Below are 13,419 nucleotides of genomic sequence, written 5' to 3' on the forward strand. Positions count from 1 at the left end.
TGAAGGGCTATATGAGGATATTCTGGCTGTGCGTTCGAGCGAGGCTGTAATAGGTGCGAGCTCTTCTGACAGGCTAAAATGCAGCTCAATAAGAGACATTGTTTTCTGCTCTGGGTCCATTCAGTTAAACCCCAACATCGGAAGCAGGTAGCCCGTGGGAGATAGTGTCGCGTTCGTGATCGTAACGTTCAACTCCGGGCAAAGTATCGAGCGCTGTCTCAGCTCGATCACCTCGCAGGGAATATCCCGACGGCAGATAGTTGTGATTGACAACGCGTCCCGGGACAACACGGTCGAGCAGATCAGGAAGACCAAGACCAGCCTGACGTTGATCCTAAACGACACAAACCGCGGCTTCGCAGCAGCCTGCAATCAAGGTACAGCTGAAGCTGACGCCGACCTGATAATGCTCGTCAATCCCGACGCGCAGCTTAGAACTGATGCGGTCAGTAAACTTCAGTCCGCAATTCACTCAGATGAGCATATTGGTATTGTCGGACCAAGACTGGCGAGCCTCGATGGCGAGCTCTTGCCGTCCGCGTTTCGCTTCCCGACCGTGTTTCAGGAGCTCGCCTTCCTACTGAGACTGAAACCGCTCCTGACGTCGAGGCCGTTTCGATGGGCGTTCGGCAGCCTGCTAGCGAGCAGGTTCGGCCAGTTTGATCCGCATCTTAGGCGCCGTCGCGTGGACACTATCGTTGGGGCGTGTATGCTGGTGAGGCGCAGCGTTTGGGAGATATTGGGCGGCCTGGACGAGAGGTTCTTCCTGTTTTACGAGGAAAAGGACTTCTGTAAGCGGGCGCACGATGCGGGCTTCTGGACCATGTTTGTTCCAGAGGCCCAGGCCATCCACGAGGTCGGGGCGAGCACAAGATCAAACCTTCTGGGCGCCGCCATCGCAAAGCGAATAAGCATGATGCGCTACTACTCCAAGCACAAGCGCGTTGCGGCAAACATCACTGTCCGCGCAGCCGTCTTGCTGACCACGCTTTCTCATCTAGCTCTGGAGATTCTGACCCTAGCGATCGGCCAGCTGTCGCGAGCTGAGCTTGGCCGTCGGCTGCGCAGATGGCGGCCGGTGATTCGTGAGGCGCTGTCAACGATGAAGGGACGAGGAGAGTAGCCTGGCCAGACCTGATGCCTTTCGGCCTCTAAGTCTCAGTTGAGCGGTTCGGGCAATCTGCGTGGTCTGGACAATCTGGCGGACGAAGGGGACGTGACTGGCTCGTGGTTCGTGGTATATTACAGGATAGGAGGCAAGAGGCGGCTGCTGCATTAAAGATGGGTGCTATGACGACGTTTAGGGAACAGACCCAGGGGCGAGAGCGGGGCTTTCTGTGCGAGAAGGCCGTGCTCAGTTCGGCGAGCCGTGGTAGGGAGCGAGACGAGCCTGAATGCCCTATTAGAACCTGCTTTCAGCGCGACAGGGACCGTATCATCCACAGCAAGTCGTTCCGGCGGCTCAAGCGCAAGACGCAAGTTTTCCTAAAGCCCCAGGATGACCACTATCGAACGAGGTTGACGCACACGCTGGAAGTTGGGCAGATAGCCCGGACAATCGCTAGGGCACTTCGGCTCAACGAGGACTTAGTGGAGGCGATAGCGATGGGGCACGACCTCGGCCACACGCCGTTTGGTCATTCCGGCGAGGCTGCGCTGGAGGAGGTGCATCCGGGCGGCTTCAGCCATCCGGTGCAATCGCTTCGTGTCGTTGATGTCCTTGAGAAGGATGGCAGGGGGCTGAACCTCACGTTCGAGGTCCGGGACGGCATTGCCAAGCATTCAAAGGGCATGAAGGAGCTCATGCCAAGCGACCGCAGCGACCTCCCATCCACGTTGGAAGGCCAGATTGTCCGCATCTCAGACATCATAGCCTACGTCAATCACGACATCGACGACGCTGTCCGGGCGGGGATTCTCACGCAACGCTCGATACCCGGCGAGATCACGTCCGTTCTCGGAACGACCCATTCCGGCAGAATAGGCACAATGGTAAAAGACGTCATCACTGCAACCGGCGACGTCAACATGGACTTCGTCGCCATGAGCGATGAGGTCCGCCGCGCTACCGAGGAGTTTCGGGCGTTCTTGCATCGCGAGGTCTATAGCAATCCTGCGTCGGTTGCTGAGTTTGAGAAGGCCAAATACGTCCTCAAACAGCTTTACGCCTACTATCTTGAGCACCCCGATAAGGTCCCAGTCCCTGCCTGCGGACAGAGGCCCGACAATCGAAACCAGGTGGTCTGCGATTACCTGGCGGGCATGACTGACGACTATGCTATCGCCTGCTATCAAGAGATATTCCTTCCGCATTCCTGGGCAAGAGGAGAGAGCAAGGGTGTTCTTGCCTGAGATTGACCTGCACCTGCACTCGACGGCCTCCGACGGCATCCACCACCCTAAAGAGCTGGTTCGCATGGCAAAGCATCTGCGCCTCGCCGCCGTCTCCATAGCCGACCATGACACGCTCGCCGGCCTTGACGAGGCAATCAGCGAGGGCAGCGAATTGGGCATTGAGGTCGTCCCCGGGCTAGAGATCGGCTCCTACTTCCAGGAGAGATCGATTCACATTCTAGGCTACTTCATCGATCCTCAAAGCGAGGCCTTGGCGGACTTCGTCAGATCGAAGCGCTCGGCTCGTTATGCTCGGGCCGCTGAGATGGTGAGGCGGCTTGGTGCGGGCGGCCTTCCGATCACAATGGACGAAGTCCTAAAGGTGGCCCAGGGCGGGACATTGGGCCGGGTACACATTGCGCGAGTTCTTGCCGAGAATGGCGTTGTGGCTACAGTTAGCGAGGGTTTCAACAATTATCTGAGGCGCGGCACGCCTTACTATGTCCCGATGCTCAAGCCGAGCCCCTTTGAGGCAATTGGCATTATCAAGGAAGCAGGCGGGATCGCGTCGCTCGCGCATCCTGTGTTCATACGTGAGCCCCTCCTAAAAAAGCTCCTGCCGGTGCTGTGCAAAGCGGGTCTGGGCGCGATTGAGGTGCTGTGCGGTTTTGACGCAGACTACGGGCTGAGCCTGGAGGAACATCTTCTCAGGTGCTCAATGATGGGAGGGATAGCCACAGACCATGAGCTCGCCAGGAGCGGCGGGTCTGACTTTCACGGACTCTCGGTTAAGGCACAAGAGATGGGCTCCGCGCACGTGCCCATGTCGTTCCTCGACGAGCTCAAGGCGAAACATCAGGCAATAGGGGCCTAGTGGGACTGGCGAATGAATTCGAGGTCTTAGTAGTCGGCGGCGGCCCGTCTGGGGCAACTTGTGCCCTGAACCTTGCGGCCAGTGGGGTCGAAGTTGCGCTTTTGGAGAAGGAGAGCATCCCACGATTCAAGCTCTGCGCAGGGGGGCTCAGCAGGCGTGCCCAGCGGCACCTGGGCCTCGATGTTTCCGCGGCGATTCTGAACCACGTTGAGGCGCTGGAGCTCTTAGGTCATCACCGCCTGAGACTGCGCAAGGAATCGACTACGCTCTTCGGCTCAATTGTGGACCGGCGGCGTTTTGACTCCATTATTGTGCATGAGGCGCGCAAGGCCGGCTGCGTCGTCATTGATAACGCCGAGGTCAGGAAGGCCACTTTTGCCGATTCGGACGCCAAATTGACGTGCGGAGGCGGCGAGACATTTCGCTCACGGGCAGTGCTCGGGGCCGACGGTGCGAGAAGCGTGATCAGGCGGAGTTTGGGCCTGAAACGGCTTAAGCATCACGGGGTAACGGTGATGTTCGAGCTGGAACCGAACGGGCCGGCCACGCTCGCCGAGAACGTGATCAAGTTCGATTTCGGTGTGGTGAGGGACGGATACGTATGGATATTCCCTCGGGGCAAGCGGTTCTCGGTGGGGCTTGTAACGTCAAGATGTCGCGTGAGCGACCCCAAGAGCAGGATTCTGTCCTACGTGGCCGAGGATGAGGCGCTCTCTGGGGGATTCGACGTGCGTTTCCGTGGCGGCTCTGTGGTCCCCTTCTGGACTGGAGAGCATGCGCTGGGAAATGGCGGCTGCATTCTCGCGGGCGACGCGGCCGGGCTCATTGACTCCTTTGTCGGCGAGGGTCTGAGCTGGGCAATCAGAAGCGGGCAGCTCGCCGCGTCAGCTATCCTGAGCACAAGGAAACGCAGCAGGTCATATCGCCACCTGCATTCTGCCTACTTTGGCCTCTTGAAGCAGGAAGTATTACCGGAGCTTAGGAGAGCGCTCTGGTTCGGGAGGTTCGCCTACAAGTGTCCCGAGCTGGTCTTCAAGGGCGTCTCGAAGCTCGCACACAACCGCGACTTGCTGGGCAAGCTAGCGCAAAACGAAATACCGTATAGATCGCTGATAGCAGACATGCTGAAGCAGCTGGTCCGTCTCCGGTGATGTCGAGCGCCGATGCGTGGGTTCTCTCCGAGATGCGGTTGGCAACTCATGACCCAGTCCGCCCGCCAGACTTTCACTTGACGGCCACTGATGAGCATTAGGTCTCTTCTCGAGACAATACTTGCCTCGCCGGACGAGAGCCGCTGCGTCGCGGAGATGCGTGAGGTCCCACCGCGGGCGGCGCGTTATGCCGACGTTAGGCCGCCCCTTGGGGAGGAGCTCCGCGCGGCGCTCTCGACGATTGGGATCGAGCGACTATATGCTCACCAGGTAAAGGCACTTAGTCTGGCAAGAAGCGGGGCAGACATAGTGGTCGTGTCGCGGACTGCGAGCGGCAAATCGCTCTGCTACAACCTTCCGGTCTTAGAGTCGCTGCTAGCGGAGCCGAGTCGCACGGCCATCTATATGTTCCCCACCAAGGCTCTTTCCAACGACCAGCAGGCTGTTCTCAAGCGGCTTTGGTTGCAGCCTGGGCTGGCCGAGCGGGTCTTTAGCGGCGTATATGATGGCGACACCAACAGCTATTGGCGCAGGAAGGTCCGCGAGCGCGCGAACATCCTCATCACAAACCCAGACATGCTCCACGTAGGCATATTGCCGCATCACTCAAGGTGGGTGCAGCTCTTTGCCAACCTCAGCTTCGTCGTGCTCGATGAAATACACACATACCGAGGGATATTCGGCTCAAACGTGGCCAACGTCTTGCGGCGCCTCAAGAGGGTCTGCGATTCTGTCAGGGCAAGGCCACAGTTCATCTGCTGCTCGGCCACTATCGGCAATCCAGTCGAGCTTGCCGAGCGCATAACGGGACGGAGGATGACGCTGGTTGACGACGACGCAGCGCCTCAGAGCGCCAAACACTTCGTAATCTGGAATCCGCCACTAGAAGAAGCTGACAGCGTTTCAAGGTCTGACATGATGGGTCAGGCTCGACGGCTCATAGCGGGCCTGGTCAGCTCAGACATCCAGACGATAGCCTTCACGAGAACCAGGATGGGTGCGGAGGTGCTCTGCAAGAACATCAAGGAAGACTTGATAGAGAGAAAGGAAGAACTCGCGAGCCGCGTCAAGCCCTATCGTGGAGGCTACCTCGCTCAGGAGCGTCGCCAGATCGAAAAGAGCCTTGCCGAGCGGAAGATTCTGGCAGTCATCAGCACCACAGCGCTCCAGCTTGGCATTGATATAGGCTCTCTGGACGCGTGCGTGATGGTCGGCTATCCGGGCACAATTGCGGCCACATGGCAGCAGGCGGGACGAGCAGGAAGGCAGCAATCGGAAAGCCTCGTGATGCTCGTCGCGGGGCCGGATCCCGTCGATCAATACATTGCAAACAATCCCGACTACATCTTTGAAAAAAGCCCAGAGAAGGCGGTGATTGACCCTGACAACCCCTATATCTTGTCGCAGCACATAAGCTGCGCCGCCGTCGAGCGACCTCTCACCATCGAGGATGAGGCCTATTTCGGCCCGCTTTTCTTGGCGATTGTTAAGATATTGCAGGACGAGGGCCGCCTCAAGCAGATAGGCCAGATGTGGTATTGGTCAAGCGATGAACAACCATTTCTCGACGTGAGTCTGAGAACCGTTACCGGTGACAAGCTTGTCATACAAGTCTGGGATAGCCAGCACCGAGGGGACGTCATCGGTGAGATAGACGCCGCGAGCGTGCCGTTCATCGCGCATCCCGAGGCGATTTACATCCACGATGGCGAGACGTTCCGCGTAACTCACCTCGATTACGATAGGGCTTCGGTTACAGTTGAGAGGGTGGACGTCTCGTACTACACCACGCCGATAATGAGCCATTCAATCAGGATTACGAAGATGCTAGAGCAGCGTGATTTCGCGGGCTTCAGGGCCGGGCAGTGTTCCGTCAACGTAACCTCCAGGACCGCAGGCTACGCCAAGCGGCGCTTCTCGACCGGCGCCATTCTCGGCACAAAGGAGCTGGCGCTCGACGCGGTTGTCCTTGACACAATGGCGGCCTACGTTATGATCTCACACGAGGCTAGGGACGCGCTTTCGCTCGAGGGTCTGTCTGCCCTGGGTGGTCTGGTGGGGCTCAAAAACCTCATCGGCGTTGTTGCCCCTCTTCTCGCGATGTGCGACCGGCACGACATTGGGGTCGTGCTGGACAGCGACAATCTCGAGGCGCAGTCGGTCTTCGTTTTCGACAGGTTCGAGGGCGGCCTGGGCTTCGCCGAGAGAGTCGCGGATAGTATCGAGGACGTGCTGTCAATGTGCCACAAGGTGGTCTGCGGATGCCCCTGTGCAACTGGCTGTCCCTCTTGCGTTGGGACTGCGGGCACCGAGCGACTGGCCATGGGCGTCCTCTCTGGCCACGTAACGGCGCCGCGAAAGGACGCCACGAGACGATTGCTTGAACTCATGTTACAAACGAGGAGCAGCTAGCCTTTGCACAAACGACCCACAAGTATCGGACTGGTCGAACTCAACAGCATCGCTATCGGCATCCAGACCGGCGATGCGATGCTGAAGGCAGCTTTTGTGGACCTTTTGCGAGCATCGACCATCTGCCCCGGCAAATACATCGTGCTGGTCTATGGAAGCGTCGATGCCGTGCGTGCGTCAGTTAAGGCCGGCCGCGAGTGCGGCGGCGAGAACGTTGTGGACCATCTCATCATCCCCAACATTCATCCCTCTGTCATCCCGGCCATCGCGGCGGCGACCGACGTCCAAGTGGTGAACGCGGTTGGCGTCATCGAGACTTTCTCGGCCGCCTCGTCGATCGTTGCTGCGGACCTCGCCGCAAAGGCGGCTGACGTCGAGCTGATCGAGGTTCGGCTTGCGAACGGCATCGGGGGCAAGTCATTCGTCGTCCTGACGGGCGAGGTCGCGGCCGTTCAGGCGGCCGTTGCGGCTGGTTCTGCTCACCCGAGCGAGCAAGGGCTGCTGGTCAAGAGCGTCGTCATCCCGTCGCCCCACGAAGACCTGAGGGACGCCCTGCTCTAGGACTAGCGGACAGCCTGGGAAGGCCGTCCTACACTCGCCCGTTCATCCTTCCGCCTTCATCCTTCCGCCTTCGTCCTCGTATGGCGGAATCTCGCAGACCTCCATGATGGTGCCGATGAGCTCGATCGCCTCGTTCTCGAGCGTCAGAACCTCCTTCAGCGTGGCCGCCTCCTTGCTCCGAAGCTCCTGTGTCCACGGCCTCATATCGCCCGCGAAGGGCAAGACCACATTCTCTTCGCCTGACTTCAAGAGCTCAACCTGCTTGTCGTAGATTCCCGCCAGCTGCAATGTCGCGTCGCGCATCTTGCCAAACACATCTGCATAGGTCTTGAGAAAATCGGACGCAACCGCCCTGTTCGCCTCAAAGGTTTCGTATATCCAAGCATTGGTCGAACAACGGTCGTCCTCAGCCGGCGTCTTGGCCGAGATAGTCGCAAACGAGGCCTCGTTCTCAATCGCCGCTATCCATGCCTTAAGCGCCGCAGGACCTGCGAAGTATCCGTCGAACGTCTCCGTGGTGCCCACCTTGTATGCGACAGCCAACGACTGCCGCACCGCAGCCTCGCCGGAGAGCGACTCGCCCTTCTCGCCAATCGTCATGGCAATCCAGGGGGTCTTTTCTACTATGTTGTAGTCCGTCATTCCGTAGTCGAAGTAGGAGCGGCAGAAGAAGTCCTGCTTGTTGTTCTGATAGCCGGTTATGACGCCCCATTCGGGCACGTTCACGATATCGATGGCGACGACCGGCAAGCCCTTGTCTATGCTCTCGATGGTCTTCTGCCTCATCTGCGCCTCGTCCAGAGCGTTTGGCATATTCTGAAATGCCGTCTTCATGAAATAGTTTTCACTTCCACGGCCAAGCGTGCGAAGCAGAACCTCCGCACAGTCGAAGCCGCAGCCCGGGTCCGGCGAGCTCGGGCACCAGTTGTCGAAAAACTGTATCCTGAAAGCCGTGCCTGAGATACCCATCAGATACTTGTAGTCATATTGCTCGCCATAATGGGCCAGGACCCGCCGAACACATGCCACGAAGCTGATCAGCTCACCGCTTTCCCAGGACAGCGGCTCGATACCCTCGATGACCTTCGCATCAGGCATTCTGTGAACTCGCGCTATCACTTTCAGATAAACACCCAGTTTGCCGGGCTGCACCGTCATGTCTATCAGCTTCTCTCCACGCCTAATGACGAGCTTGATCTCCGGCTCGGATGCCGCAGCAATCGCCTCTCTCAGCTCAGCCGGCGTCTCAACCCTCTTGCCGTCGTACTCAACGATAACATCTCCCGGTGCGATGCCGAGCCTCTGCGCCTGGCTGCCCTCAAGCAGCCTCTCCACGTGAATCTCCCGTTCCACGGACTTCGCCGTAGCGCCCGACAACTGCGCTTTCTGAAGATGTGTTCCGGAGCAGGCACACAGGGCACCAGCAATGACAATCAACGCCAACAGAACAAGTGATCCCCTTCTCATGAGCTAGCCTCCCTCAGAATGTTGTTCAAAATGACACCTTAAATCATAGCCTCATGTAAACTCTCGCGGCGCATTTCAAAAAATCATTGTATCCGAATCCGAGCTCTCGTTTCAAGTGCTACCTCCCCATAGACAGCCGGACATGACAGAGTGTGACCAAACCCCAATGGCCGTTTGAGAATCGGGCGGTTCCGTGTTATTCTTCTCTGGGTTGGTTTTCTGGGTATTGCTGCGCTTCAATTATAGGGCACAGCGCAGATAACGCTAACCCCAGAAAAGGGAGCGGGACATGAGAACAGCATTTGTATGTGTCATCCTTGCGGCCTTTACCTTGCTGCCGTTGGCAGCGACCGCGGCCCCTACAATCACGATCTACACGGACGCCGACACGTATCAGTCCGGCGACACGATTGAGGTGAGCCTTTCGGCTGAGAATGACGGTGAAGGGATGGCCGTTGACCTATATGTGGGAATCATCTTGCCAGACGGGGACATCTGGTCCACGCAATACGATGGCTGGAGGCATCTCATCGAGCCGTGGGTCCCGGATATCTACGTGCCCGCCTGGTTCGAGATGGGAACTACCCCGTTTTGGACCTTCAACCTGCCGTGCGAAGTACCACCTGTAGGAGATGCAGGCGATTATGCCTTTGCTGCGCTCTTAACCTACCCAGGCACATTCACCTATGTGAGCACGGCCAGCCTGACCCCGTTCACAGTGAATGCGACAGGATCGCATTACTATGTCAACGGCTCGACAGGTGACGACTCCAGCAAGGGATCGTTCGGCTCTCCCTGGAAAACGATAGCCCACGCCCTGGCGTCGGTTGAGGGCTCCGAGGACAATCCCGTGACGATTCATATCGTCCATGGCACCTATGCCACCTCAACCAATGGCGAGACGTTCCCCCTCAACATGAGTAGTCATGTATCCCTTACAGGTGATGGCCCTAGCACCACGACTCTGGACGCGGAGGGCTCGGCCTACCACGTCATCTACTGCGATGGTGCAAACAACCTCACCATAGAGAATGTCACAATAACTGGTGGCAATGCTAATGGCAGTTCATACCCGGATTGGAGTGGCGGCGGGATATTCTGCTATAAGAGTTCGCCGACGATCGCAAACAGCACGATCTCAAACAACACTACTGACACCGGCGGCGGGGGGATTTACTGCTCGGACAGTTCGCCCATCATCTCAAACAACACGATCTCGGGCAACTCGGCCGACTACACCGGCGGCGGGATATGCTGCTGGGGTGGTTCACCGATGATCGAGAACAACACGGTTTCGGGCAACACTGTTTCGGCCGGCGACGGCGGCGGGATATACTGCTACGGAAGTTCGCCGACCATCAAGAACAATACGATCACGGGCAACAGAACCAGCGGCTCCTACACCTATGGCGGCGGGATATACTGCGAGGGCGGTTCGCCGACCATCAAGAACAACACGATCACAGGTAACAGTGCCAACCTCTGGGGCGGCGGGATATACTGCTCTAACAGTTCGCCGACGATTGAAAACAACATAATCACGGACAACAGTGCTTACTGCGGCGGCGGGATATGCTGCGAGAACGATTCGCCGACTATCTCAAACAATACGATCACGGGCAATAGTGCCGACCGCGGCGGCGGGATAGCCTGCTATTGGTACAGTTCGCCGATGATTGAGAACAACACAATCACGGATAACAGTGCCTACCGCGGCGGCGGGATATTCTGCTACGAGAACAGTTCGCCGATGATTGAGAACAACACAATCACAGGCAACAGTGCCAACTGGTTCGGCGGCGGGATATACTGCTATAAATGTTCGCCGAGTATCTCAAACAACACAATCACGGGCAACACTGCCGACGACGATGGTGGTGGAATATACTGCTATAAAAGTTCGCCGAGGATTGAAAACAACACGATCATTAGCAACTCGGCCTCTTGGGGCGGCGGGATATGCTGCGAGCACTACAGTGCGCCGGTCATCTTCGACTGCATCATCTGGGGCAACGGTGACGACCTTTATGACTGCTCGGCAACCTACTGCTGCATTGAGGGCGAGGATGCGGGCGAGGGTAACATCCACGACGACCCGATGTTCGTTACAGGTCCCCTGGGGAAATACTATTTGCACCCGGATAGTCTGTGCATAGACGCCGGGCGCATATCGGTTAGCGCCGCGGGCCTTTCTGACCGGACCACCCAGGCGGACGGCACGCCCGACACGGGGATCGTGGATATGGGCTACCATTATCCTCCCTTAACGCAGTTGGCAGTTGGCAGTTGGCAGTTGGCCCTGACACAGGAGGCTGTCCTATAAGTGCATCTGCATGGAAGAATCCCTGTGTTGAAGGATGCCTGACCCTGGATGTAGGGGCGGTTCACGAACCGCCCGACCTCAGCGCCACAACAGATTGTGGGCGATTCGTGAATCGCCCCTACAAAAAACACGCCTGGCTCCTTTATTGGACAGCCTCACCGGTCAAGGGGACGAAGAGGCGGCAGGGGGGCAATACACCTGCAACTTACAACCTACGGCTGATTTCATCCTTCATCCTTCCGCCTTCATCCTTGCTTGCGACCTGGTTTGCACAGTTGAGCAGGGGGCGATATGATAAGGTTGAGGCAGGGACATGAGTGGTTTGGGCAGAGTGCAGCGGAGTAAATAAAAGGGAGGCGGAGATGACAAGCGTTATGAGGAGGCACACGGCTTTGGCGGCGATCGTTGCGATTGCTCTCGTTGGGGTCTTATTGGGTTGCGCAGCAAGGATGGCCGATAGCCAGTGGAAGAAGGGGATGTCCGCCGAGAGCAAAGGTCGTATCGACGATGCTATCCGGTATTACAGCAAGGCAATAGAGCTGAATCCTGAGCACAAGACAGCATATCGGATGCGGGGCACACTCTACTTGATGGAGAAGAAGGAGTATGACCTTGCCATAGCGGACCTCTCGAAAGCTCTCGAGATCGATCCTTCGGACGTGGATTGTCTCATCAACCGAGGCGTCGCATATCGCAAGAAAGGAGAGTATGGCAAATCTATTGCCGATCTGACCAGGGCGATTGAACTCAAGCCCGATTCGTTTCACGCCTACCAGGCACGGGCAAACGCCTTAAGACGCATGGAGCGATATGACGAGGCGATTGCGGATTACGATGAGGCGATAGAGCTTAAGCCTCGTAGTGCGAAGGCCTTTTTGAATCGAGGTGTGGCCTATCACAAGAAGGGTGATTTTGAGCATGAGATCAGAGACTACTCCAGCGCCCTTCAGATCGACCCCCAATACCTGACAGCGCTTGATAATCGGGGTTTGGCCTACACTAGTACAGGTCAACTGGACGACGCCATTGCTGACTACTCCAGGATAATCTCGATAGACCCGCAGCGTGCGACGGCATACATGGGTAGCGCCTGGGCGATGTGCCTGTCGGGCAAGTTCGAGGACGCGCTGGTTGACGCCAGCAAGGCGATAGAGCTCGATCCGCAGGACCCTGACGCCCTAGACACGAGGGGCTACGCCTATGCCGGTCTTGGCCACCACGAGAAGGCCATAGCCGACTATGATAAGGCAATTGACTTAAAGCCGGACCTCGTCAGCGCGCGCATTCACAGGGCAGAGAGTCTCGCAGCGATCGGGAAGTTCGACGCCGGTCTCCTCGATGCCAATAAAGCGATCGAGCTCGATGCCGAAAGCGCCCACGCTTACGACGCCAGAGGCAACGTTTATGCTGAGATGGGCCAATACAAAGAGGCGCTTGCGGATTACGACAAGGCGATAGCGCTCAAGCCGGGCTACGCGGAGGCGTTCTTTCACCGGGCCAAGCTTCATTATGCGCACGCCCTCCTTGACAAGGCACTCGCCGACTACGCCGGGGCGATCGCGCTTGACCCGCACAGAGCGGACTTTTTTCTGGCCCGCGGGCCCCTTTACGAGGACCGGGAAATGTTTGGGGCTGCAATCGCGGATTACACGAGCGCAATAGCCGCCGAACCAACTTGCTCAGAAGCGTATCTCAGGCGAGGGTTCGTCTATTTCACACAGGGAAAGTTCAAACGCGCCGTCGCGGATTACAACGTTGCGATACAGATCGATCCCCAATGTGACCAGTGTTACATGGGCCGTGCCCAGGCCTGCGCCTCGCTGCGCCTCAACGACGAGGCGATCAGGAGTTGCGACAAGGCTATCGAGATCAGCCCGGGCAGTTGGGAGGCGTTCCAGCTGCGTGGCTCGTGTCATCTGGAGAAGGGGGAGTTTGCGGCGACGGTCTCAGACTGCGGCAGGGCAATCGAGCTTAACCCTCAGTGCAGCGAGGCATACAACAATCGAGGGTTCGCCAGGGCCGCTCTGGGGCAAGTGAAGGAATCGCTCGAGGACTACGGATGTGCGGTAGAGTTGAACCCGACGTTCGCTGATGCCTACTTCAACATGGCCACGGTTTATGAGGCGATCGGGGAAATTGATCAGGCTATTCGGGCCTATAAGCTGTTTGTTCGATATGCGCCTCCAGAGCGCAGCGGGAGCGTTCGGAACGCCAGAATAAAGGTCCTGGAACTGGCGAGGCGCAAGGGTCGGGAGTAACTCGCTGGCGCTACAAGATGCACGAAATCGCACTCACAT

Annotated in this window: 9 protein-coding genes; 8 read left to right on the forward strand and 1 reads right to left on the reverse strand. The window is 57.7% G+C overall.

The window, feature by feature from the left end:
* Positions 1-154: 154 nt before the first annotated feature.
* The 6 genes from VM163_08710 to VM163_08735 all read left to right on the forward strand — a co-directional run bounded on the left by VM163_08710 (position 155) and on the right by VM163_08735 (position 7,332).
* The gene (locus tag VM163_08710; protein HUT03954.1) at positions 155-1,123 is read left to right on the forward strand and encodes a glycosyltransferase family 2 protein; all 969 of its coding nucleotides are present in this window, start codon (positions 155-157) and stop codon (positions 1,121-1,123) included.
* 167 nt (positions 1,124-1,290) lie between these two features.
* Entirely contained in the window at positions 1,291-2,352 is a 1,062-nt protein-coding gene (locus VM163_08715; GenBank protein HUT03955.1) for a deoxyguanosinetriphosphate triphosphohydrolase, read from the forward strand.
* Positions 2,339-3,208: a PHP domain-containing protein gene (locus VM163_08720; GenBank protein HUT03956.1), complete on the forward strand. Its 870-nt coding sequence runs from the start codon at positions 2,339-2,341 to the stop codon at positions 3,206-3,208. Before VM163_08715 ends, VM163_08720 begins: the two co-directional genes overlap by 14 nt.
* Positions 3,208-4,359, forward strand: a complete 1,152-nt coding sequence (locus VM163_08725; protein ID HUT03957.1) for a geranylgeranyl reductase family protein — start codon at positions 3,208-3,210, stop codon at positions 4,357-4,359. Before VM163_08720 ends, VM163_08725 begins: the two co-directional genes overlap by 1 nt.
* 90 nt (positions 4,360-4,449) lie before the next feature.
* Positions 4,450-6,771: a DEAD/DEAH box helicase gene (locus VM163_08730; protein HUT03958.1), complete on the forward strand. Its 2,322-nt coding sequence runs from the start codon at positions 4,450-4,452 to the stop codon at positions 6,769-6,771.
* A 3-nt stretch (positions 6,772-6,774) separates the two neighbouring features.
* The gene (locus VM163_08735; GenBank protein ID HUT03959.1) at positions 6,775-7,332 is read left to right on the forward strand and encodes a BMC domain-containing protein; all 558 of its coding nucleotides are present in this window, start codon (positions 6,775-6,777) and stop codon (positions 7,330-7,332) included.
* Positions 7,333-7,374: 42 nt separating this feature from the next.
* On the opposite strand, the gene VM163_08740 is transcribed toward VM163_08735, so the two are convergent.
* The gene (locus tag VM163_08740; GenBank protein HUT03960.1) at positions 7,375-8,799 is read right to left on the reverse strand and encodes a PDZ domain-containing protein; all 1,425 of its coding nucleotides are present in this window, start codon (positions 8,797-8,799) and stop codon (positions 7,375-7,377) included.
* 289 nt (positions 8,800-9,088) lie between these two features.
* Here VM163_08740 and VM163_08745 point away from each other — a divergent pair, with 289 nt between their 5' ends.
* Positions 9,089-11,122: a right-handed parallel beta-helix repeat-containing protein gene (locus VM163_08745; protein HUT03961.1), complete on the forward strand. Its 2,034-nt coding sequence runs from the start codon at positions 9,089-9,091 to the stop codon at positions 11,120-11,122.
* 362 nt (positions 11,123-11,484) lie between these two features.
* Positions 11,485-13,380, forward strand: a complete 1,896-nt coding sequence (locus VM163_08750) for a tetratricopeptide repeat protein (protein ID HUT03962.1) — start codon at positions 11,485-11,487, stop codon at positions 13,378-13,380.
* Positions 13,381-13,419: the final 39 nt, after the last annotated feature.

This window comes from bacterium (assembly GCA_035527515.1).
Taxonomy (GTDB): domain Bacteria; phylum B130-G9; class B130-G9; order B130-G9; family B130-G9; genus B130-G9.

Excerpts from the sequence above, each read along its gene's own strand:
- VM163_08745 (HUT03961.1), top strand. The coding sequence starts at position 9,089 with ATGAGAACAGCATTTGTATGTGTCATCCTTGCGGCCTTTACCTTGCTG.
- VM163_08740 (HUT03960.1), bottom strand. The coding sequence starts at position 8,799 with ATGAGAAGGGGATCACTTGTTCTGTTGGCGTTGATTGTCATTGCTGGT.
- VM163_08715 (HUT03955.1), top strand. The coding sequence starts at position 1,291 with ATGACGACGTTTAGGGAACAGACCCAGGGGCGAGAGCGGGGCTTTCTG.
- VM163_08730 (HUT03958.1), top strand. The coding sequence starts at position 4,450 with ATGAGCATTAGGTCTCTTCTCGAGACAATACTTGCCTCGCCGGACGAG.
- VM163_08750 (HUT03962.1), top strand. The coding sequence starts at position 11,485 with ATGACAAGCGTTATGAGGAGGCACACGGCTTTGGCGGCGATCGTTGCG.